Origin of the sequence: Roseovarius albus (assembly GCF_900172335.1) — a bacterium.
GTDB lineage: Bacteria > Pseudomonadota > Alphaproteobacteria > Rhodobacterales > Rhodobacteraceae > Roseovarius > Roseovarius albus.
On the sequence record NZ_FWFX01000002.1, the window covers coordinates 204,812 to 224,047 of the forward strand.

Sequence of the window (19,236 nt, forward strand, 5' to 3'; positions counted from 1 at the left end):
TTAGATGTCGAACCAGTTTGTTGTCGGGCCGAGGTTCACCACTTTGGTGCTCCCGATCAGCCCAGTTTGGCCCCAGCTGTCGTGGATATGGCCACAGACGGCGAGCTTGGGCTGGAGCCGTTCGATGGCTTCATAGAGTGCAACAGAGCCCACCGATTGGCCAATTGAGGTCTGATCGGCAATGCCTTTGGGTGGAGAATGCAGAATCAGAATGTCTGCCTGTTGGCATTGATCCAGATAGTCGAGTGCAGCTTCTTCGCTCAGATCACAGGACCAATCTCCGAATGGGGTTTCCGGTATTCCGTATCCGAGGCCAAAGATATTCAGACCTTCGAAAGCGGTGCCCGTGCCGTGTAGCACCAGCATGTTGGGGGGGGCGGCGGCGGTCAATTCATCCGCGCTTTCGCCATTTCCGGGCACGGCGATGATTGGGGCGGCGATGCCTGACAAAAGCTCCAAGGCCTCGGGCAGGCCCCGGCGCATGTTGCAGAAGTCACCAGCGCCGATCACCAAGTCAGCGTCTTTGCTGGCCTCGACCAGTTTCACCGCGTGGCGGCTAGAATGATGCAGATCGGAAAAAGCGAGGATCTTCATGAGCCGTCTTTCAGACGGGCCTTCAGCTCCAGCAGGTCAGCCCAGGCCTCACGTTTGGCATGAGGGTTACGGAGCAAATAAGCGGGATGGAACATGGGCAGGGCCGGTTTGCCGTAGGCTTGCGTCCATTGCCCGCGCAGGCGGGTGATGCCCCGCCGGCCAAGCGCGGCCTGACAGCTGATATTGCCAACCAGCACGATGACATCAGGGTTGGCCAGTTCCACATGCCGTTCCACAAAGGGAAGCAGCATGGCGATCTCTTCCGGCTTGGGGTCGCGGTTTTGCGGAGGCCGCCATGGCAGAACATTGGTGATATAGGCAGATTGCGCCGGATCATCGGACGTGCGGGAAAGACCAATCGCCGCCAGCATCTTGTCGAGCAGTTGGCCTGCGCGCCCGACAAAGGGGCGACCTTGCAGATCTTCGTCGCGTCCCGGGGCCTCGCCCACCAGCATGACGCGCGCGGCAGGGTTGCCATCGGCAAAGACGGTATTGCGCGCGCCGCGTTTGAGGTCGCAATGTGGGTAGGCGACTAGTGCCTCTTGCAAGGCGGGCAGAGTGGTGGCGGCTTTTGCCGTATTTCGCGCTTCGGCGACAGGGTCCGATTTTGTCTCTTGCACTTGCGCCACCGGGGTCGGGACAGCTTTGCGTGGCTTGGGTTTTTCAGGTGCCTCATAGCGGTTGATGGGAGCATCACAAATCGCCTCGGTCGCGCCAAGTTCGACCTGCCATTCCAGCAAGGCTTTTGCGGTGTGATAATCAAGCGCCGAATCCATGGAATACAGGCTAGCCTTTCGTGCCAATGAGTGAAACAGTCAAACGCAGATGGTCATGGGCCAAAGCGATAACATCAGCGAAAGATCGAGGAACGGAATGGACGAGATCGAAGTCGTATGTCTGTGCCAGCACTATGATATGAAGGAATTCTATGGCCATGGATTTGCCGCCAAGGCCCCTTGGATCAAGTTGAAGTTTCCACATGAGGTCAAGGATCCCCTAAGAATTCGCCACGCACTGGCGTTTTCCCCGGCGGATCAGGACTTTGCCCCTTACGGAAACCTCGAACTGGTTTCGAGCGGCGGGGCTGGCGTGGATGCGATCCTGAGTAACCCAAGCTTGCCTGCAGATGTAGCCGTGAGCAGGATCATTGTACCCGAGCAGGCGCAAAGCATGGCCAGCTTTGCCGTCTGGCACATCGTGAATTGGCAGCGGCAGATGCAGAGCTATCCAGCGCAACAACGAGAGGCGAACTGGAACATCATCAATCGCACGCCACCGTCAAATTTCCCGGTTGGCATTTTGGGCTTTGGGAAAATCGGATCACAATTGGCCGCCCCACTTAGGTTGCTGGGGTATCCGGTGACGGTTCTGGCGACCTCTGAACGTGAGATTGAAGATGGAACAGTTGTGGTGACCGGGGATGAGGGTCTGGGTGAGATCATCCAAAACAGCCGCGCGATTGTGAACCTTCTGCCCCTGACCGAGCAGACCGAAGGAATTTTGAATGCCGACACCTTTGCGCAGATGCGGGACGATGCCATCGTGATCAATCTGGGGCGCGGTGGGCATCTGATCGAAGATGATTTGCTGGACGCGCTTGAAAAAGGCCGACCCGCAGCAGCGGCGCTGGACACCTTTGCAACCGAGCCTTTGCCGACAGATCACCCGTTCTGGAAGCATGACAAGGTGTTTGTGACGCCGCATGTCGCAGGTGATGCGGATGCTGACGATGTGGCCGTATTCATCGCTGAAGGTATCCGCCAGTTCGAAGCAGGCAAAAACCCTGCCGGACTGGTTGATCGCGCCACAGGATATTAAACGCAGGCTCTTGCCCATTGGCCCTTTCGCCCCCTATAAGCGGGGCGAAACCGAACAGGAGCGGCGGATGACCTTTTCACATTCCCATCTTCTTGGGATCGAACCCCTAACGCCCTCTGATATTACTGCAATTCTGGATCTGGCGGATCAATATGTCGAGCTGAACCGGCGCGATGTGAAGCACAGCAATGTGCTGGCGGGATTGACGCAAGTGAATATGTTTTTTGAAAACTCCACCCGGACACAGGCCAGTTTTGAACTGGCGGGCAAGCGGCTGGGTGCGGATGTGATGAACATGGCAATGCAGGCTAGCTCGATCAAAAAGGGCGAGACCCTGATCGATACGGCGATGACGCTGAACGCCATGCATCCTGATCTTCTGGTGGTGCGGCATCCGCATTCCGGTGCCGTGGACTTGCTGGCGCAAAAGGTGAACTGCGCTGTGCTGAATGCAGGGGATGGCCGGCACGAACACCCGACACAGGCCTTGCTGGATGCGCTGACCATTCGCCGGGCCAAGGGACGCTTGCACCGGTTGAGCATTGCGATCTGCGGCGACATCGCGCATTCGCGCGTGGCGCGGTCGAACATCATGCTGCTGGGCAAGATGGAAAACCGCATTCGTCTGATCGGGCCTCCAACCCTGATGCCGTCAGAAATCGGTGCTTTTGGGGTCGAGGTTTATGATGACATGGCCGAGGGTCTGAACGATGTCGATGTGGTGATGATGCTACGGCTTCAGAAAGAGCGGATGGATGGCGGATTTATCCCGTCCGAGCGTGAATATTATCACCGCTACGGGCTGGATGCTTTGAAACTCAACCACGCCAAAAATGACGCCATCGTCATGCACCCCGGCCCAATGAACCGCGGGGTTGAAATCGATGGCGAGATTGCCGACGACATCAACCGCAGTGTCATTCAGGAGCAGGTCGAGATGGGTGTTGCCGTCCGTATGGCGGCGATGGAGCTTTTGGCGCGCAACCGTCGCGCCAAGTCGCCGGAGGTCATGGCTTGAGCGACCGGTTTGAGATCAGTGCAAATGAAGCCGGCCTGATACGCCTGTTTCAAATCGATCTGCCGGCAGATGAGATAGAGGGATTTTCCGGCGATCTGCACAATCTGCAGATGGCTCTTGGGACCAAGTGGTTGAACGCCGACTATGTCGAGGTGTTTGCCGTGTCTGATCTCAAGGGGTTGGGGTTGGCGGGATATATGACCGAAGGGTTGGGAGTCGCCACCACTGATCTTGCCGCAGAGCGGTCGCGTCTGGATGCCATGCAAGGGCATGTGCTGGTGGTTCTTTCAAAAGCCTTTGACGAGGTCGAGCAAACGTTGATTCCAAAGGCCCCACTGCGCTGGGTTGGCACCTATGCGGAAGAGGCGGCAAACATCACTTTTGAGCCACTCCCGGACGAAAGCGCGCAGGGTGTAGCCCCGGCGAAGGACAAGAAAGCGCCATCGCAGGCGGCGGTTCAGGGAAAAGTGGCGACACTGGTTTTGATTTTTCTGGCCCTGTTCGTCTGGGTTCTGATTAAGATTGCAGGATGAGAGGAACACGATGACCATCCTATTCAAGAACGCGCGGTTGATAGATCCGGAAGCCGGGACAGACAGCGAGGGTTGGCTGCTGATTGACGGCGGTACGATTAGCGCGGTTGGCGGCGGGTCCGAATTGCCAAAGGCCGCGCAGGTTATTGATTGCCAAGGAAAATGTGTAGCACCTGGGATCGTGGATATCGGTGTGAAGGTCTGTGAGCCGGGCGAGCGCCACAAGGAATCCTATCGCTCTGCCGGGGCCGCTGCGGCTGCAGGTGGCGTGACCACCATTGTGACGAGACCTGATACTGCCCCAGCGATTGATAACCCTGAAACGCTTGAATTCGTAGCGCGCCGTGCCAACGAAGATGCACCTGTAAACGTTTTGCCGATGGCAGCGCTCACCAAGGGTCGTGAAGGCCGTGAGATGACTGAGATCGGGTTCTTGAAAGACGCCGGTGCGGTGGCCTTTACCGATTGCGATCATGTGGTCCGCGACACCAAAGTGCTGAGCCGGGCCTTTGCCTATGCGCGTTCCTTGGGTGCGCTGGTGATGTGCCATCCGCAAGAGCCCGGCTTGTCTGCCGGGGCGGCGGCGACGTCGGGCAAGTTTGCCTCGCTTAAGGGCCTGCCTGCCGTGACACCAATGGCAGAGCGCATGGGGATAGATCGTGACATCGCCTTGATCGAGATGACCGGCGTCAGTTATCACGCAGACCAGATCACGACGGCTCGCGCCTTGCCCGCGCTGGAACGCGCCAAGCGCAATGGGTTGGACATCACCGCTGGCGTGTCGATCCACCACCTGACACTGAACGAGCTGGATGTGGCGAATTACCGGACCTTCTTCAAGGTCAAGCCGCCGCTACGCTCAGAAGATGATAGGCAGGCAATCATTACTGCCGTGCGCGAAGGGTTGATCGATGTAATCTGCTCGATGCACACACCGCAGGATGAAGAAAGCAAACGCCTACCATTCGAAGAAGCCGCCAGCGGTGCGGTCGGGTTGGAGACGCTGCTGCCTGCGGCGATGCGACTATATCATTCAGGTGATTTGAGTCTGCCGCAGCTGTTCAGGGCCATGGCCTTGAACCCGGCGAAACGGCTTGGGCTGGCGTCTGGGCGTTTTGCAGAAGGGGCGCCAGCGGATCTGATCGTATTCGATCCCGATTTGCCGTTTGTGATGGACCGCAGCACGTTGCGCTCGAAATCCAAGAATACGCCGTTTGACGAGGCGCGTATGCAAGGTAAAGTTCTGGCGACCTATGTCGACGGTGAATGTGTTTACGAGGCTTCTTGATGCCCCCGATTGAAAGCAGTGTAACCCTTCTGATCCTGTGGGCCATCATTGGTTACTTGCTGGGCTCCATCCCATTTGGCATGGTGCTTACACGCTTGATGGGATTGGGAAATCTACGTGAAATCGGGTCTGGCAACATTGGCGCCACCAATGTTTTACGGACCGGAAACAAGGCCGCGGCGGCCGGGACGTTGGTATTGGATGGAGGCAAAGGCGCTGCGGCGGTTGTGCTGGCGCGCTGTTTGGCAGGGGAAGATGCAGCGCAGATTGCGGCCTTGGCGGCGATGATCGGGCACTGTTATCCGGTCTGGCTGGGCTTTCGTGGCGGCAAAGGCGTGGCAACGTTTCTGGGGTTACTGCTAGCGCTGGCTTGGCCCGTAGGGGTGGCCTGCTGCCTGACCTGGCTCGCCGCGGCAGTGGTGTCGCGTATCTCTTCCCTGTCGGCCATCGTGGCGGCGGCAAGCTCTTCGGTCTGGGCGGTTCTGTTGGGGCACGGTATGATGCTGGTCTTGGCTATCATACTGACATTGCTTATTTGTTATCGGCATTCTGACAATATAAAACGGATCAAAGCCGGGGCAGAACCCAAGATTGGAGAGAAGTGATTGCCGTGTTTCTGGCGGCCTTTGATGCGCTGCCTCTGGGCAGTTTCACCGGGCGGGCACATGGGCGGCAGTACCTTGTAACCCGGCAAGACTTCTCGGGCGCGAAAAGCCAAAAACTGGTGGCAAGAGAGATGGGCGGTACGGATTACATCAGCCTCAATCTCTACCGCCTTGCAAGTGGTGCACGCCTAAAACCCTGTGAAATGCCTACGCAAAAAGTGGTGGATTTCGTGCTGGATCTGCGCCCGGACAAGATCGAAGACCACCCATAAAACATGTACAACTTGTACAAGCTGTACGCGGGTTTTGTACATAACGATATGGAGTACGGCACATCCAAATCGCTGGTTCAAGAACCTCGACCTCTAAATTGCGCAACGGCTTGCCACGCGAGCGTTATCACCGCTATTCTAATGTTGGGGGTGGTCTTATGTGGCGTCTCGCTTTTTTGTTTATTCTTTTTTCAAACGCAACATTGGCGTGTGAATTTTGCAGTACTTCAGCGGTGGTTGATGAACGCCGTGCCCAGTGCTTTTCCGAAATTTTCGATGACCGAATGGAGCGATTACAACGATCTGATCGTGGGTTTATTCAGATTGACCTTGATAGTTGTGATGCTGGCAATGGCGATGATAGTGCGGCCAGGGCCGTTGGCACTGCACTCGATGACCCAAGCGGTGCATATGCGGAGGGCGGCAATTTAATCCTATCAGAGCAGCAGATGGTTTGCTTGCAGGCAATGATAGTAGATAAATCTGGGGCACTCGATCCTGGCCTTCTTATCGTAGTCCCGAATGAGTGTTAAATGATCCGTTCACTTGTATCGAAAATCGTTAATTTTTTACGAAACGCCGTGCGAGCTGAAGGCAAGCCAATTACGCTGATTTTCGTTGCAACTGGCCTCGTTATTACTCTCGTACAGTACCGGGAACACCTCGAAACGAAGCGCATCAAAACGTCTTATGAGCATGTCCAAGAGTGGGAAGAGGAAGGGTATAAGGCGGCCTTTGATGTACTCTCGAATACCATCCGCAAGGCGGAAGCCGCTTCGGTCTCAGTTCTCCCGGATGACTTGGATGCCGAAGCCTATGAGGCGGCGAAGCTTAATGTAGTGCAGCGGGAACTTGCGAATGCGTCTGAAGGCGAGTTGGGCGCAGAGATTGATAAGCTGATCTATTTTTTCGACAAGCTTTCCGTATGTGTGGATCGAAATCTGTGCGACGAAGATCTCTTGTCGGTTTTCTTTAGGGATAATCTCACGCGCATGTGGATTTATTCCAGCAGCTTTGTCGCCAAACGGCGACAAGAAATTGATGGGTATGCCGCGTTAACCATTGCTTATCAGGAGCGCCTGAAGAATCCGCCCAAGCCATCTGTTTGGGATAGCTTGCCGTTCTGAATGTTTTATTCAACGCGGGTTTGCAGTACGTATCTCCAAAGCTGTACTGGTCAGCTTCGTAGTTGCGGTTGTAATTTGGTTGCCGGAAAATAGCTTACCTGCAATTCAATGCGTTTTCGCGGGCAAGAAGGCGCTCAACCTCTCGTCGCTCGGCAGTCGAGAGTGGAATATTTTGAGCCGCAACACCCTGCCGACAGCCTGCATTGGAGAACGTTGCGCGTCCGCGTGCTCCCCGGAAGCAATATCCGTTGCGCGCGAAAATCGCGTTACGTTCATACCATAAGGTTTCGCAGTTTTCGGCTGGGCTCGCGGATTGCGAGCCAATAAATCGGATCCAGTTGGAGTGCGCCCATCCTTGCAATCCTGCTTCCGTTCGCACATTGAACCAAACGCCTTTTTGCCCCAAGAATTCCAGCTTTGTGCCCTCGGTCATTTTGGCCAGCCGTGTCGCCTGCGATGTAGTTCCGTTGCGCAGCGCCAAAAAACCATCACCGTTCGGGTCAAGGCCGCTGACTTGGTAAGTATAAACAGTCTTTGGTGGCGAAGGTTCGGAGATTTCGCTTGGCAAAGCGTTGGAGGGCTGCTGGCTGGTTAGCCCGCCCGGATTCGACAGGTAGATACGGTCGATCAAGGAAGAATTTTCCCACGGTATCTGCGAGCTTTGTGTTGCATTCACGACGTCGCGACGCACTTTCCTCATAACCTCGTGCAGGTCGTCCTGAGAGGACGGGAGATGACGTAACAATGCTTCTGTAAAGGGGCTGTTTTCACCGCTGCCATCAAGCGCAACGTTGCCGGGTTGTGTGGAAAACGCGATGAAGGATCCGACACCAGCATCCACTTTGGCCAATCCGCGCGCCACACCTCCAATACTTCGGTTTTTGTCGTCCAGCTCGAACGGGTTATTGCGACACGCATCCAGAATGACGATATTCCGATCTGCCTTTTGTTCCATTTCAGCCAGAATGGTCTGCAAACTCACTGAGGTCGAGCGAAGCATCTCGGCGTTGGTGCCAAACGCATCAACCGGGATGATGTAATTTTCGGACCCGATCTGAACGCCGTGGCCAGAAAAATAGAACAGGGCGACATCCTCTGGTGACAAACGGCGCTGCATTTCTTGCGCACGTGACAGAATTTCAGACTGCGTTAGGTCGAAACCATCGATCACCTGGAAACCAAGGTTGCGAAGCGTTGAGGACACATCCCGCGCGTCTTTTGCCGCATTCGGTAGATAGGAAACACTGTCATAATCAGAATTTCCAATGACGAGCGCAACGCGGTTTTCGGCCCATGACGATCCAGGAGAAAAGCAGCAAAAGCAGATAAATAAAATGCGTAGCAACATGCTAAGCATTATTCATAACTTAAATCTTCACACAACCCGCGTAAACATCACAATGAAAAATGGTCACTCAAGCAATCTGATACCGCGTGATCCCGTCAGCAGTATTGCGCAGCGGGGCGATCTTCGCCAAAATCCAGCAACGCGCTGACCTGATCAGTCATTTCCGGGCCGGACATGAAGATATCGGGCAGCGTCTCTATGATGGCATCGATTGGATCGTAAACAGCATGGGCCTTGGCGGCCAGATCCGGCTCAATCGCTTTTGGTGCGCGTTTCTCGAACGGAGGCGGCTGGAAGCGATAGCCGGTGAATTCGGCCACCTGATCGACCCGATCCCAGAGCGTCTCATACCGGATGCACAGCACAGTGGCGGCGTCAAACGTGGCCCAGGACGCCAGATTACGCGCCATATTCAGGGCATCGCAGTCGAACAGATGCGCGATATTGCTGGTGCTTTTGAGGTGTCGAAAATGCTCTTCCACCCAGTCTGCGCCGCGACGATCGAGACAGGAGTGCACCGAGAGGGCAGATTCGTATGCCGAGCCGAAAATATAGACCGCGCGAAAGTCACGCGTAGCCTGCCGCAGATCATCAGGATAGTCATGGGTCTTGCAGATGATGCCGGGGGTCAGTGGGGCGTCAGCAAGCGACTCTTCAAAGGTAAAAACATCGTCGTATTCGGGGCGTATGCCAAAGACGGTGCCCAAGGGGCCATGCCACTGTTTGCGGGCCAGAGCGCTGAGGCTTTGGGTCAACATCGTGCTGCCCGAACGCCCCATGCTGGCGACGATGACACAAGGTTTACGTGAAAACAGTCCCATTCTTCCCAGCACCTGCCGTTGTCCGTTTCACGGGCTATGACAGGTCTGGGGGGGACAGGCAAGCGTCGTACCGGGACGGGACGAGCAGGAGCTGAGAAGAGGGGAACAGGGGCCGTGAATGGCCCTTGTTCTAGGAGCGTAGAGTTTAGCGGCCGATGCGCGCGTCATGGGCGCGGGCGATCCGCTCGTCTTGCGTGATCGAGGACTGCGTGCTGACTTGTGCTTTGGTCACGGTGTTTTCGGACGATTCCTGAAAGTTGCGCAGCGGCTGGCGCTCGCTTGGGTCAGGCTGGGCAAAGGCCGGGGCCGAGGCGATGGTTGCAAGGGCGGCCACGGTCAGAGCGGCGGTTTTGATCAAGGTTGGACGTGTCATTTTCAAAGTCCTTTCTGTGTTGTTCATGACCATGATGTGGGGCGCAATCTGGGCGTTTAAACCCTTGGGGCGATCAACCGTGATCGCGTTTCGGTGAGAGGGCGTGAGAGAGTTTGTGAGATGCTGAAACAAAGGCTGTGATGGACCTTCCGGAATGCAAAACGGGCAGGCCCTGCGGCCCGCCCGGTGGGGGAGTTTATAATATTTGCAGCGGCTTAGCGGTCGCGACGTTCAACCAGTGCTGGGGAAATCCGCGCCTGTTGACCGTTGCGCGATTGAATGTTGGTCTGCGTCTTGGTGACGGTCTGCGCATGGGCCTCTTTGAAGGCGCGCAGGGGTTGGCGCTCGCTGGGATCGGGGCCGCCCTGGGCGGTGGCGGATACGGCCAGAGTGGTGACAGCGGTCAAAGGCAGGGCGGCGGTTTTGAAAATGTTTACATACATCATGGATCAGATCCTTCGGTTTGTTTGTGCGTCTGATCCAGATGTGGGGCGGCGCGCGTTGGATGGAAGGTTTGCACAGATCAACCCTGATCGCGTTTGAGTTAGGTGGGCCTGAGGACCAACTGAGCAGCGTACAACTTGTACAAGTTGTACGTGGGTTTTGTACAAAACTCGGGTGAGGTCTGCGGGTTAAAAACTGATCTGTGTCACGATCCGCAAACCGGTGTCGCGGGCGATGCTCTCAGCGGCGGTGTCGGCGAGGGTGAAGCCGAGCGCGGCGTTCACGTCATCGCGCAGGTCATCGGGAATCAGGCGCGCCTGACAGCTGGCGGGGTCCTCTTTCCATTTCGCGCGGCTGATTGACCCGCTGACGGCCGAGGTGATGGCGGCGGGGGCAATCTCACTGCTGCCGACCTGAGCGCTGTCTTCCATGGTGCGGATCACGTCGCCCATCAGGGTGGCGCTTTGGCGGAATTCCATGGCGCTGATGGCCCGGATCTCTTGCGGGTCCCAGCCTGGGGGATAGTCGGTCAAACCGGCGCAGTTTTTGACGACAAAGATCCAGTCATGCAGCATATAGGCCGGGGCATAGCCCCATGGGTTGAAGCCCCTGAACGCCTGCGCGATGCGGGGGATGGAGCCGCCATCGGTATACATCATCTGCGGGGTGATGCGGGTGACCGCGCCGTAGGGTTCGGCTGGGACAAAAACCAATGGGTCATTCGGGGCGGGGACAAAGAGAAACTTGCCGTCGCCGGAATTGCTGTCAAACCCCGGCTCCAGCCACATCACAAAGATCGACCCGGACAGCGTGCCGGGTTTGCTGTCGCTGTAATTCACAAAGCCACAGGCAGAGAGATTGGCCGAGAGAAAGGCCATGAGGAAAAAGGGAATGCAGGCACGAGGTGGCATCGTGCGGTCCTGTAATGAATGAACAATAGGGAGAGCATAACACAGGTTTGGGATTTTGCAGCGTGACCCCGCAGGTTTCGCGTGGGGCAGATGGGGAATGGTGGGTTGGCACCCACCCTACGGCGTTTAGCTGGCGTCACACCGACGGTGCCATATCACGAAAGCCGACCGCGGGCGAAGCGAACGCGCCGCCCATGGGGGCGGTCGGCGTGTGGCCTCTCTGTGAGTGGCTGGGAAACAGAGACGTCTTGTTTTTGGGAAGTTAATCGCTATTGGATTTTTTAGGTGTGTCGAGATTAATTTTTCTACCTCAGGATGTTGAATGTGAGTGCGTCGAATACCATATTTTAGGTGCCAATAAAAAAGGAGGCATTCTTTGAGTTACACAGAAGCAGACATCCGAATTGAAGCGCTAAAAGAATTGGACGCATCGCCAACCGGGACATTGACGACCGCTGAGCTAATTACCCTTTTAGAAGCTCGACTATCACCAACTGGGCAAGACGCAGAAATTTTGGATGACAGGTCTGATACCTATTTTTCCCAAAAAGTTAGAAACTTAGTTTCCCACAAAGATCAAAGTACCAGCTTACAAACGAGAGGGTTAGCGATCTATAATGGCGATAATGAGAGTTGGACGATTACCGACAAAGGCCGCGCTGAAGTTGCTGCTTTGACATAATTCATTTCTTGGTTTTATAGCCAACTGGCAACCAATTCAATTGTGTGGGGCCTTGATAGTCATGGTCCCATACGAACCATGCGTAGGCGGTTGTTCCGCTACCCTTGCGTACCGCGCCTTTAGGATAAAAAGTTATTCTTTCGCTAAAGACCCATACTGTGCTGGGAGGGCAAATAGAAAAGATTGATTTCTGCCGTCCCGCGCTCTCTAGGAAAGCTAGTCGAAGCAATAGAGCCAATTTCTTCTTGCATTGTCTCAACCCTGCATGAACGAATTCTTCAGCACTGTTAAACGGAGGGTTGGTTATAATGTTGTCAACGGACTTGTTAGATGTCCGGAAGTCTATTCCTGCATCACCAAATCCACGATCGAAAAGGTCCGATGACTGGACTTTGTAACCTCGTTCTTCAATCACTTGTGACATTGCGCCATCGCCGCAAGCAGGTTCCCAGATGTCACCCGAGAAGTTTTCGTTATCAATTAATACACGAGTTGCCCATTCAGGAGTGGGGTAAAAATCTGGCCCATCCATATCGGCCACGCGCTTCATTGTCGGCTGGGGTGCCGTTACGAATAGTTGGTTCATTGCCTGCCTCTATTTTATTTTTAGCCTGTCAGGTATTGAGGAATTTCGCAACTCAGCTGTGAATCCAGTTTGGTTTCAATGAATTAGCGAGAAAAGGCATTGAAATCCGCACAGACAGCGCTGTCTTTATCGCTCATGTGAACCAATACTGAAACAAATGGCCTCAGTTTTTCTGAGGCCAAATATCAATTATCCATCTTCAGCGCCGAGATGAACGCCTCTTGCGGAATATCCACCTTACCGAACTGGCGCATCTTTTTCTTACCGGCCTTTTGCTTGTCCAGAAGTTTGCGTTTCCGGGTGGCGTCGCCGCCGTAGCATTTGGCGGTCACGTCCTTGCGCATGGCGGACAGGGTCTCGCGCGCGATGACCTTGCCGCCGATGGCGGCTTGGATCGGGATTTTGAACATGTGGCGCGGGATCAGTTCTTTGAGCTTTTCGCACATGGCGCGGCCGCGCATTTCGGCGCGATCCCGGTGCACCATCATCGACAGGGCATCGACCGGTTCGTCATTCACCAGGATCGACATTTTCACCAGATTGTCCTGACGGTAACCTTCGAGGTTGTAGTCAAAGCTGGCGTAGCCTTTGGTGACGGATTTCAGGCGGTCGTAAAAGTCGAATACCACCTCGTTCAAAGGCAGGTCATAGACGGCCATGGCGCGGGAGCCGGCATAGGTTAGGTCCATCTGGATGCCGCGGCGGTCCTGGCAGAGTTTGAGCACATCGCCAAGGTATTCATCGGGCACCAGAATGGTGGCCTTGATGCGTGGTTCCTCAAGATGGTCGACCAGCGTCATGTCGGGCATGTCGGCGGGGTTGTGCAGGTCGATCTTGGTGCCGTCGCGCATGTAGACGTGGTAGATCACGCTTGGCGCGGTGGTTATCAGCTCGATATCATATTCGCGCTCAATGCGGTCGCGGATCACCTCGAGGTGCAAAAGACCGAGGAAGCCGCAGCGGAAGCCAAAGCCGAGGGCGGCGGAGGTTTCCATTTCGTAGCTGAAGGAGGCGTCGTTCAGGGCGAGCTTTTCGATGGCATCGCGCATGTCTTCGAATTCGGCGCTATCAACAGGGAAGAGGCCACAGAAGACCACCGGCTGCGAGGGGGCAAAGCCGGGCAGGGGCTCTTCGGCACCCTTTTTCTCATGCGTGATGGTGTCGCCCACTTTTGTGTCGCGGACTTGTTTAATGGAGGCGGTGATAAAGCCGATCTCGCCGGGGCCGAGCGCATCGATGTTTTGCATCTGCGGGCGGAAGACGCCGATGCGGTCGACGCCATAGCTGGCACCGGTTTGCATCATGCGGATCTTGTCGCCCTTTTTCAGAACGCCGTCCATGATCCGGACCAGAACGACAACGCCAAGATAGGAATCGTACCAGCTGTCGACCAGCATCGCCTTCAATGGCGCGTCGATGTCGCCAGTGGGGGCGGGTAGGTGTTGAACGATGGCTTCCAGCGTTTCGGTGATGCCGACGCCGGTTTTGGCCGACACCGCGATGGCGCCGGAGGCGTCGATGCCGATGACATCCTCGATCTGTTCTGCGACGCGGTCACAGTCGGAGGCTGGCAGGTCGATCTTGTTGAGAACCGGGATCAGCTCGTGATCGGCGTCGATGGCTTGGTACACGTTGGCCAGCGTCTGCGCCTCGACCCCTTGTGTGCTGTCGACGACCAGTAATGATCCCTCAACCGCGCGCATGGAGCGGGAGACCTCGTAGGCAAAATCGACGTGGCCGGGGGTGTCGATCAGATTGAGGACATAATCCTCTCCGTCGGCGGCGCGGAAGTCGATGCGCACGGTGTTGGCCTTGATGGTGATACCGCGCTCGCGCTCGATATCCATCGTGTCCAGAAGCTGTGCCTTCATGTCCCGATCCGCCACCGTATTGGTGGACTGAATGAGCCTGTCAGCCAGCGTGGATTTCCCGTGGTCGATGTGCGCCACGATCGAGAAATTGCGGATATGTGAGAGCGGTGTCATGGTAGGGGGATATGGAAGGGTTTTGAGGGTTGGTCAAGGTGAGCAATGCAGGCAGTGGCACTATAGGTGCGAAAAAAGAGGCTCAAGACAATGAACGCGTCTCATTGGGAAGCAAGAGAGTAATTTGGGAGCGTGTATTTTACGCCTTTGCCCTTTCCGGGCCTTATTGCAGTTATGAGCGCTATGGACAGCTAGTACTGGCTCAAACTACTACTTTAGCACTCTTAAGGGCATTATTGACCGCACATACTGAATTGCAAGGTGCGCTACCCAATTCTACTTTTGCTGAGGCTCTTGCAGATACATCGCTCAACTTACACCAATCTTTGATACAAGATGACAATGCTGAAATAGCTAGTAGCTTTGCTAAGGCCCGAGTAGGTGGTTCACCATATGGACGTGGTGAATATTTCGCTGCGCTAAAAAATAGAGACTTTTTCGGCATTGGAGATACTCTGGGGTTATTGTTGGCATCTCTATCTGATGAGATTGATTATAATACAATTTCAGCAGAAGAATTTGGAGAGATCGCGCGCACAAGCAGCTGGAATTTGTTAGCGGGCCATTATCATCGCGAAGAGTTCCTCAAAGGGATGGAAGAAGCTGAATCTCGGGGCCTACCGATAACTTCCCCTGACAATTCCAAGTTACTCTTGCTGAAGTATTTCTCAAAGCGTAAGTATTGGTCCTTCTGGCGTGAGTGGTATCAGGGATTTCTCGATGGCAATCCGATGGACCGGGAGTTGCAGCGTCGCGTTGCGTTGATTGAAGATCCGATCTGGGAATCAGGACCTGGTGCTGTAGCCAAGGAGATCGAGCGGATCCGGGCGGAGTATTTGCTTGAGAAGGTGCCGCTGGCTGAGAAAGTTGAGTTTAATCCCAAAACGGCGAAGTTTTTCGTCACTCCCATAGAAGTCGAGAAACCTGATCTGTTGGGCGCAACGCTGGCGCAGGTCGAAGATGCGCTTGAGGATGTCTTGGCCAGTGCCTCGAACGGGTTGCATGACAACGCGCGTGAGGTACGGGCGCTACGCCGGGTGTTTACCAAGTATGGTAATAACCCGCAGCAAATCGAAATGGGGTTTGTTGGCGTTCACAAAGGGTTGGTTCGGCAGATCCTTAATGATGAATTGCCGCCGAGTGAGGAAAACCTTGCCCTGCAGGATGCATTGGAAGAGGGTGCGCGGGCGATCCGGGCGACTCATCCGGATGTGGCCGAAAATCGAAAAATCCTGACGGAGCAAGCCATTCGTGAATTGCCTGAGGGCGCGAAGGAGCAACTGGAAGAGGCGCTGCCAATTTTGGTTGAGATTTCTGAATTTGAATTGGCGGAGGAATGGCAGCATGACATTCCGCAGTTGATCAATGATGCGACATTGCCTTTGCCCAGCGGGGCACCGCCCTTGCCGGGAGCAGATGAAACCACGCGAATTTTCTCTCGTGCCGCGAAGATTGCGCTGCATTTGAAGATTAAAGACGTCGTTAACAGAATAACAGAAAGTACGACGGTTAAAGCCGGAGCACTTATTTTATTGATTGAACAACTCGTGAAGTTGGGATTGTCGCTGTTCTGATTTATGTATGTCCCGCCCGGACGGAGGCCGGGCAGCGCCCGACCCCCCCCGTGGGAGGGCGCTTTTGCGGCTGATTTAGAGGTTGGCGCTTTTGGTGGGGTTTTGCGACTTTCTAAGGAAGATGTGCGCCCACCCAGGGTCGGGCGCTGCCCTTATCAATCATCGGTTCTGAGGCGGGAGTTTTGGACCAGGGCGATGGTCAGGAGAGGTGCGCCGACGGTGATCAGGGTGACCACGATCAGGAGTATCCCAAGCTGGCTGTAGTCGGCGGCGGTGGTGATGGCTCCCGTGCTGTCCGAAACCTCGCGGGTGACGATGAAGACCTCGTTGAGGTATTTGGTCAGCAAAGCACTCGCCGACAGCGCCAGATTGGTAAACGACGCCATGACGGCAAAGAAGGTGGCTTTGAGATCACCGGGCGCATTGCGAGCGATCCACGCCAGCATGGGGATGACGGCGACCTGCCCCAGCGGGGATTCCACCGCCGTGTCCAGAATGGCGATGAAACGCGCGTCGACCACGCCGCCGGTCAGGGCGGCGGTCCAGTTCTGGATGCCATAATACAATCCGATGTTGGGCAGGGACAGGATGCCGGCGGCGACGGTGAGGATGACCACAATGGCGGTGACCGAACGGCTGGCCATCAGCGGGCGTAGGACGACAAGGCCCACCAGCGTCAGTGCCGAGGTGATGAAGGACAAAAGCGACAGGAATTGTTGGTCAAAGCCGAGGATATCGATGCTGAACCATGTTTGCCCGTCACCGGGGCGGGGCACAGCGCGGAACACAAACAGGATCAGCGCGGTGCCGATGAGGGCGCGGGCTTGGGCGACGGGGAGGACCGTGAGCAGTTGGCGCATCAGCAGCGAGACGATGACCAGCGAGCCGAGAAAGATGATTTCCTGACCATATGGAACCTGTCTTAATCCGACGATCAGGGTGATGGCGACAAAACCGGCCCCGCCGATGAAATACCACGGATTTGGGGTGGTGGGTTCGTCTGGTGTGTCTAGGGCGGCGGTAATGGCTGCGGCGCTCAGGCCCTGTGCCTGCATCCGTTTGCGGCGGCTGTGACGGTGCCATGCGGCCAGCAGGATGCCCGAAACTGAGATCAGCGGGATCACCAGCCCGATCAGGTAGATATTGGCGTAGACGGTGGATTTCTGCGCCTGATCCAGCGCCTCGATCCCGGCGAACATAGTGATGTTGATGATGGCGACGACGACCGTGCCAAAGATCAGCGCAAAACGGCCCAGCGTTTGCATCGTGGTGTGCATCATGCGGGAGGTATCATGGTCGATGGCCATGCCGGAGTCGTCGGTGCGTGGCACCGCCTCGACCGACATGGCGTCGGCGACGGCGTCTTGCAGCACCAGCCCCGAGGGGGCGATGATGGTGCTGGCGATGAACCAGGATTTCAGCGGTGCGATGGTGCTCATCATCTCGGGCGCGGTCAAGACCAGATACATGATGAAGAAGCTCAGCGCTGTAAGTGCCGCGCCAAGCCACAAGAGCCAGGCCTTGTGTCGCCAGAGGATATCGACCAAATGGCCCAGCGGCATTTTTAGCGCCCAAGGGATGCCGGCCCAGAACCCCAGCCCCGCCAGATAGGCGGCAGAGAGATCAAGATATTCTTTGACAAAGAAGGTGCCGGTGATGCCGCTGATGGTGGCTAGGCCATAGGCAAAATAGACCATCAGGGGTGGCACATAGGACCAGCGCAATTGGCGGATCAGGTCGATGAAGATGTCATCAAACCACGTGGCGAATTTGCCCAATACCTGCATGCCAGCCCTGTGTGTTGTTCTTATTGCTCAAACATATAGGGGCAATTTGGCTTAGAGCCAATCATCGCGACCGGTGCCCACCGCCTCGGCCACGGTGGCAAAGCCATCGCGTTCCAGAAGCTGATCCAGCGCTTTGGCGATGTCACCGGCGAGCGAGAGGCCTTGGTACACCATGGCCGAATAAAGCTGCACGGCGCTGGCCCCAGCGCGGATCTTGGCATAGGCCTGCTCGGCACTTCCGATGCCGCCGACGCCGACAAGGGGGATTTGGCCCTGTGTCAGTTTTGAGAGCTGCGCCAGAACGCGGGTGGATTTCTCGAAAAGAGGCTGGCCAGAGAGGCCGCCGGCCTGATCGCGATTGATGCTTTGCAACCCTTCGCGGGAGAGCGTGGTGTTGGTGGCGATGATGCCGGAAAGCTTCGAGGAGGTCGCGACCTCGGCAATCTCGGCCAGTTCGTCACTGTTGAGATCCGGTGCGATCTTGAGGAAGATCGGGATCTGTTTTGGCAGGGTGTCGCGGGCCTCCATCACGCCTTTGAGCAGGGCGGTGAGGGCGGCGGCCCCTTGCAAGTCGCGCAGCTTTTCGGTGTTGGGCGAAGAGACGTTGACGGTGGCAAAGTCCAGATGCTGGCCGCAATGGGCCAGAACGCGGGCGAAGTCATCAGCGCGGTCGGTGCTGTCCTTGTTGGCCCCGAGGTTGAGGCCGATGATTGCGCTGGTCGGGCGCTGAGCGAGCAGGCGTTCGGCGGCTTCCATGCCGTCGTTGTTGAAGCCGAAGCGGTTGATGACGCCCTGATCGGCTGTGAGGCGGAAGAGGCGCGGTTTCGGGTTTCCTGGTTGCGGACGCGGGGTGATGGCCCCGACCTCGATAAATCCGAAACCTGCACGCGATAGAGGACCAAGCGCCTGCGCGTTTTTGTCGAAACCGGCGGCGAGACCGACGGGGTTAGGCAGTGCCATGCCCGCGAGATCGGTTTTCAGGCGCGGGGATGTGACCGGGCCGGAAAGCGGCACCAATCCGCTGCCCAGAGCCTTGAGGGCCAGGCCATGGGCGGTTTCCGGGTCAAAGCGGTGCAGGGCAGAGACGCCGAGGCGTTCGATCAGTTTCATGTCATGTCATCCGGAAAGATGTGGGTGCCATTTTCAAGGGGCAAAGGTTTTGTCCAGAGCACGTCAGGCATTGACAGCTCGCGGTAGAGGTGGGGAAACAAAGCGCCACCGCGTGAGACCTCCCACTTAAGGGTGTCTCCTGCAGCATCGGCATCCACGGCCAGCAGCATCAGGTCGGGTTCGCCCGCAAAATGCTTGGCCACGGTCTCGATCACCTGTTCGGCGGTTGAGAAATGGATGTAACCATCGGTCAGGTCGATAGGCGCGCCTTGGGTCTGGCCCTCGGCCTGCAATTGCGCCCACTCGGGTGCACGGAATATCTTGTAAATCAGCATGCGGGCCTGATGCCCTGATGCGCGG

Annotated in this window: 22 protein-coding genes; 10 read left to right on the plus strand and 12 right to left on the minus strand. The window is 56.2% G+C overall.

Annotated features, from left to right (window positions below):
- Nucleotides 1-594, minus strand: a complete 594-nt coding sequence (locus tag ROA7450_RS03735; RefSeq protein ID WP_085804329.1) for a metallophosphoesterase family protein — start codon at nt 592-594, stop codon at nt 1-3.
- Nucleotides 591-1,370 (minus strand): uracil-DNA glycosylase, encoded by a 780-nt coding sequence (locus ROA7450_RS03740; protein WP_085804330.1) that lies wholly within the window; start codon nt 1,368-1,370, stop codon nt 591-593. Before ROA7450_RS03740 ends, ROA7450_RS03735 begins: the two co-directional genes overlap by 4 nt.
- Nucleotides 1,371-1,467: 97 nt before the next feature.
- Between ROA7450_RS03740 and ROA7450_RS03745 the strand changes: the two genes are divergently transcribed.
- The 8 genes from ROA7450_RS03745 (at nt 1,468) to ROA7450_RS03780 (ending at nt 7,255) form a co-directional block, all read left to right on the plus strand.
- On the plus strand, nt 1,468-2,412 hold the full coding sequence (locus ROA7450_RS03745; RefSeq protein ID WP_159453991.1) for an NAD(P)-dependent oxidoreductase: 945 nt from the start codon (nt 1,468-1,470) through the stop codon (nt 2,410-2,412).
- A gap of 67 nt (nt 2,413-2,479) precedes the next feature.
- Nucleotides 2,480-3,430 carry an aspartate carbamoyltransferase catalytic subunit gene (locus ROA7450_RS03750; protein WP_085804332.1) on the plus strand — a complete coding sequence of 317 codons (951 nt, stop codon included), beginning with the start codon at nt 2,480-2,482 and terminating at the stop codon, nt 3,428-3,430.
- Nucleotides 3,427-3,963, plus strand: coding sequence for a hypothetical protein (locus tag ROA7450_RS03755; protein WP_085804333.1), 537 nt, complete (start codon nt 3,427-3,429; stop codon nt 3,961-3,963). The genes ROA7450_RS03750 and ROA7450_RS03755 overlap by 4 nt, the downstream gene beginning before the upstream one ends.
- Nucleotides 3,964-3,973: 10 nt before the next feature.
- Nucleotides 3,974-5,251, plus strand: a complete 1,278-nt coding sequence (pyrC, locus tag ROA7450_RS03760; RefSeq protein ID WP_085804334.1) for a dihydroorotase — start codon at nt 3,974-3,976, stop codon at nt 5,249-5,251.
- A complete protein-coding gene (plsY, locus tag ROA7450_RS03765) occupies nt 5,251-5,856 on the plus strand; it encodes a glycerol-3-phosphate 1-O-acyltransferase PlsY (RefSeq protein WP_085804335.1) in 606 nt (201 codons plus the stop codon). The genes pyrC and plsY overlap by 1 nt, the downstream gene beginning before the upstream one ends.
- Complete coding sequence (locus tag ROA7450_RS03770; RefSeq protein WP_085804336.1) at nt 5,853-6,128, plus strand: hypothetical protein; 276 nt, start codon at nt 5,853-5,855, stop codon at nt 6,126-6,128. Before plsY ends, ROA7450_RS03770 begins: the two co-directional genes overlap by 4 nt.
- 158 nt (nt 6,129-6,286) lie before the next feature.
- On the plus strand, nt 6,287-6,661 hold the full coding sequence (locus ROA7450_RS03775) for a hypothetical protein (RefSeq protein ID WP_143534352.1): 375 nt from the start codon (nt 6,287-6,289) through the stop codon (nt 6,659-6,661).
- The gene (locus tag ROA7450_RS03780) at nt 6,662-7,255 is read left to right on the plus strand and encodes a DUF4760 domain-containing protein (protein ID WP_085804338.1); all 594 of its coding nucleotides are present in this window, start codon (nt 6,662-6,664) and stop codon (nt 7,253-7,255) included.
- Between the two features lie 94 nt (nt 7,256-7,349).
- On the opposite strand, the gene ROA7450_RS03785 is transcribed toward ROA7450_RS03780, so the two are convergent.
- From ROA7450_RS03785 to ROA7450_RS03805, 5 genes are all read right to left on the minus strand, one after another.
- The gene (locus ROA7450_RS03785) at nt 7,350-8,603 is read right to left on the minus strand and encodes a caspase family protein (protein WP_159453992.1); all 1,254 of its coding nucleotides are present in this window, start codon (nt 8,601-8,603) and stop codon (nt 7,350-7,352) included.
- A 95-nt stretch (nt 8,604-8,698) separates the two neighbouring features.
- Nucleotides 8,699-9,424: a hypothetical protein gene (locus ROA7450_RS03790; RefSeq protein ID WP_085804340.1), complete on the minus strand. Its 726-nt coding sequence runs from the start codon at nt 9,422-9,424 to the stop codon at nt 8,699-8,701.
- A 145-nt stretch (nt 9,425-9,569) separates the two neighbouring features.
- Entirely contained in the window at nt 9,570-9,797 is a 228-nt protein-coding gene (locus ROA7450_RS20730) for a hypothetical protein (RefSeq protein WP_143534353.1), read from the minus strand.
- Between the two features lie 215 nt (nt 9,798-10,012).
- The gene (locus tag ROA7450_RS03800; RefSeq protein WP_143534354.1) at nt 10,013-10,243 is read right to left on the minus strand and encodes a hypothetical protein; all 231 of its coding nucleotides are present in this window, start codon (nt 10,241-10,243) and stop codon (nt 10,013-10,015) included.
- Between the two features lie 186 nt (nt 10,244-10,429).
- Nucleotides 10,430-11,152, minus strand: a complete 723-nt coding sequence (locus ROA7450_RS03805; protein WP_085804343.1) for a hypothetical protein — start codon at nt 11,150-11,152, stop codon at nt 10,430-10,432.
- Nucleotides 11,153-11,528: 376 nt separating this feature from the next.
- Between ROA7450_RS03805 and ROA7450_RS03810 the strand changes: the two genes are divergently transcribed.
- Entirely contained in the window at nt 11,529-11,834 is a 306-nt protein-coding gene (locus tag ROA7450_RS03810; protein ID WP_085804344.1) for a hypothetical protein, read from the plus strand.
- Nucleotide 11,835: 1 nt separating this feature from the next.
- On the opposite strand, the gene ROA7450_RS03815 is transcribed toward ROA7450_RS03810, so the two are convergent.
- Together ROA7450_RS03815 and lepA are read right to left on the minus strand one after the other, a co-directional pair.
- Nucleotides 11,836-12,420 (minus strand): hypothetical protein, encoded by a 585-nt coding sequence (locus tag ROA7450_RS03815; protein WP_085804345.1) that lies wholly within the window; start codon nt 12,418-12,420, stop codon nt 11,836-11,838.
- 185 nt (nt 12,421-12,605) lie between these two features.
- Nucleotides 12,606-14,405: a translation elongation factor 4 gene (lepA, locus tag ROA7450_RS03820; RefSeq protein WP_085804346.1), complete on the minus strand. Its 1,800-nt coding sequence runs from the start codon at nt 14,403-14,405 to the stop codon at nt 12,606-12,608.
- A 38-nt stretch (nt 14,406-14,443) separates the two neighbouring features.
- On the opposite strand from lepA, the gene ROA7450_RS20735 reads away from it, so the two are divergent.
- Nucleotides 14,444-15,979, plus strand: a complete 1,536-nt coding sequence (locus ROA7450_RS20735) for a hypothetical protein (RefSeq protein ID WP_143534355.1) — start codon at nt 14,444-14,446, stop codon at nt 15,977-15,979.
- 155 nt (nt 15,980-16,134) lie between these two features.
- Here ROA7450_RS20735 and ROA7450_RS03830 read toward each other — a convergent pair whose 3' ends face one another.
- The 3 genes from ROA7450_RS03830 to ROA7450_RS03840 are packed head-to-tail and all read right to left on the minus strand — an operon-like array spanning nt 16,135 to nt 19,211.
- The gene (locus ROA7450_RS03830) at nt 16,135-17,766 is read right to left on the minus strand and encodes an MFS transporter (RefSeq protein WP_085804347.1); all 1,632 of its coding nucleotides are present in this window, start codon (nt 17,764-17,766) and stop codon (nt 16,135-16,137) included.
- 51 nt (nt 17,767-17,817) lie between these two features.
- A complete protein-coding gene (locus ROA7450_RS03835; RefSeq protein ID WP_085804348.1) occupies nt 17,818-18,876 on the minus strand; it encodes a quinone-dependent dihydroorotate dehydrogenase in 1,059 nt (352 codons plus the stop codon).
- Nucleotides 18,873-19,211 carry a DUF952 domain-containing protein gene (locus tag ROA7450_RS03840; protein ID WP_085804349.1) on the minus strand — a complete coding sequence of 113 codons (339 nt, stop codon included), beginning with the start codon at nt 19,209-19,211 and terminating at the stop codon, nt 18,873-18,875. Before ROA7450_RS03840 ends, ROA7450_RS03835 begins: the two co-directional genes overlap by 4 nt.
- Nucleotides 19,212-19,236: the final 25 nt, after the last annotated feature.